General features: G+C 70.5%; 1 protein-coding gene. It reads right to left on the bottom strand.

What is annotated here, in order from left to right:
* The coding region (locus LL06_RS27760) for a hypothetical protein (protein WP_035532390.1) at nucleotides 1–3,119 on the bottom strand (3,119 nt) is incomplete at both ends.

Here is a 3,119-nt window from a genome sequence, read left to right as displayed (position 1 = left end):
TGAAATCGAAGCTCGAGCCGCCCAGCGTGCCGCCGCCGGCATCGACGGTGAAGGCGCCAGCCTGGCCGTTGACATTGATCGAGGAGCCGCGGTCGCTGCCGCTTTCCCCGTCGCCGAAGGTGAACTGGACGGCGGCAGTGGCGTCGATCACCACGCCGCGGTGCAGGTCGGTGATCGAACTCGACGGTCCCGAACCAGGCGCGGCCTGGCTGCCGAGATTGACGGTCCGGTTGCCGAGCACGCCGTTCAGGTTGACGCCGATGGAATCCGGGGAGGAGGCGGGACCGGAGATGGCGACGGACTGGAAACTGACCGTGCCGCCCAGCGTGGCGCCGCTGAAATCGATGCCTGTCTGGCCCATCGAGGCGCCGACATTGGCGATGGTGGTGACGCCGAAGCTGACCGCGCCGCCGCCCGTGCCGGCAAAATCGATGCCCGCCGCGCCGGCGCCCGCGCCCAGCGTGATGGCGGTCGTTCCGAAGCCGATGGCAGCGACGTTGCCCGTAAGCTGAATGCCATGGCCGAGGGCGCCCGACACCGTGGTGGCACCGGAGACCAGGAAGGCGCCGCCGCTGACGCCCGACAGCGTGATGCCCCCCGAGCCGCTGCCGGTCGAGGTCAGGCTGTCGAAACTGATCCCGCCCGCGCCGATGGCGACTCCGTTGAGCTCGAGCGCCTGGCCGGCCGTCGAGGTGATGCTCTCGTCCCCGCCCGAGGCCGCGACCGTGACCGTGGCGCCGCCGGTAGCGCGGAGACCGGTGCCCCCAGTGGTGTCGATGTCGAGGCCGCCGGTGAAGGAGACCGACGAATTGACGATGTCGATGGCATTGCCCGTGGTCGAGGTCACCTTGGTGGCGTTGAAGGTGGAGGCCGCGCCGGTGAGCGAATTGAGGTCGATGCCCTGCCCGGCGACGGTGCGGACCGTGAGCCCGGTCGCGGAAATGGTGACGGCGCCGGTGGCGCTGAGGCCCGCGCCCGCGCCGGTGCTTTCCAGGATGAAGTCCTGCAGGTTGACCGTGCCGGATGCGACCAAGGTGTCCCCCGCCCCGCCGCTGCGGGTGAGGATCGCGGCGCCGTTGCCGGTCGGATCGCCGATCGTGACACCGCCCTGCGGAATCCCGGAGAAATTGGTGGGAACGATCAGCCCACCGAGCGCGAAGGTGCGGCCATTGCCGAACGAGGCCAGGGTCTGGCCGTCCACCAGCGTGAAGCCGTCGGCGTCATCGATCGCAGCCCCGTCATTGATCAGCACGAAGGTGGTGCCGCTCGACAGGATGGCGTCGGCGGTGGCCACGCTGGCGCGGTTGTTGATGTCCGATCCCGAGCCGTTGCCGGTGGCGGTGGCGGCGACGAACACCAGGCCGGCGCCGCTGCCGGTGGCAAAGTCGAGCGCGCCGGTGAAGGTGACGTCATCGAAATCATAGGAGCCGAGCGTCACCGTCGAGCCGCCCGAGATCGCGGTCGTGGCGGCGATCGAACTCAACCGGTCGGTCGCGGCCTCGCCGTCGCCGAAGATGAAGCTGGCGTTGGACGCGGCCGAAAACCGGACGCCGACATTGACGCCGGCGATCGAGGCGCTGTCTCCGCCGACGGCGAGGTCGCCGAGCCGCAGCGTGCCGGCTCCGGTGGTCCCGGTGAGGTCGACGCCGGTGGTGCCGGTCGCCGATGTCGAGACGAGGTCGAAATCGGTGGCGGTGACAGCCGCATCGAGGATCGCACCGGAGACGTCGATGCCGGTGGAATTGGCGGCCTGCAGGGCGATGTCGAGATTGGCGAAGCTCACCGCCCCGCTCGTGGCGCCGGAGAGATTGACGCCGGCGGCCGCATGGGTCATGGTGAGGGCGGTCGCCCCGCCAAACCGGACAGCGGCGCTGTTGCCGGCGAGCTGGATGGCGTTGCCGGCGGAGCCGGATACCGTGGTCGATCCCAGCACCGCAAACATCCCGCCGCTGACGCCCGCAAGGCCGATGCCGTTGGCGCCGCTGCCGGTCGAGGTGAGGCTGTCGAAGCTGATCCCGGCCGCGCCGATCGCGACGCCGTTGAGATCGAGCGCCTGACCGGCCGTGGTCGTGATGCTCTCGTCATTGCCCGTCGTCGCCACCGAGACCGTGCCGCCGCCAGTGGCGCGGAACCCCGCGCCCGTGGTGGTGTCGATGTCGAGGCCGCCGGTGAAGGCGATGCTGGCGCCCGCATTGCCGGCGAGATTGACGGCCGTCGCCGTCGACGTGCTGGCGGTCACCAGGCCTGCGAAGGTGATGCTTCCGCCGGTGCTGCCGGTGACCGAGACGGCGGTCGCGGCGCCGGCCTGGACGATCGTGCCGTTGTAGGTCACCGTCGCGCTGCTGCCGTCGACGCTGAAGGCCGTGCCCGTGGGCGAGACGATCGAGGTTCGGGCGCCGAAGGTGAAGGCGCCCGACGAGCCGCCGACGATATCGACGCCGGCGTCGCCGCCGTTGAGGCCGGTCTGGCCGGCGAAGCGGTAGCTGCCGTCGGCATTGCTGAACTGCAGGCCGGCGCCGTTGCTGGCGTTGAGCGCGGCATTGGAGGTGAGCCTGCCGGTGTGCCCGTTCCTCACGTCGACGGCGGCGCCCGGCCCCGACTGCACGATCGACGACGCCGCGTCGAAGCTGGCGTTGACCGAGCCGCCATCGATGCGCAGGCTTGCGCCGCCGGCGCTTGAAACATCGACATTGGTGAAGCTCGCCGTGCCGGTGAGGTTGGACAGCGCGATGCCGGTGGCTGAACCACTAATCACGACCGTGTCGGCGACGGTGATCGCGGCCGCCGAATTGGCGAAGCTCAGGCCGCCGCCGCTGGTCCGCACATCGCGGATGCCGATCGTGCCGGTCATGCCGTCGCCGGTGATGCCGGTGGCGGAACCGGTGGCGAGGCCGGCGATGCGGCTGTCGGCGAAATGGCCGATATTGATGCCGGTGACGATCGGCCGTCCGCCAAGGCTGGTGACGACGAGGACGCTGGCTCCGGGGTCGCTGAGGACGACCGAGGCGCTGCCGGTGTCGCCGGCGCCGATCACGTTCTGGCGGTGGTTGGTGAGCGTGAACACGGAGGCGATGGCCCCGGCCGCATCCACCGGCAGGAAGGTGTCGCCGGCGCCCGCC

It is taken from the genome of Hoeflea sp. BAL378 (assembly GCF_000759435.1).
GTDB lineage: Bacteria > Pseudomonadota > Alphaproteobacteria > Rhizobiales > Rhizobiaceae > Hoeflea.
Note: the sequence above shows the minus strand (reverse complement) of the source record. Positions and strands in the feature narration are given on the sequence as shown.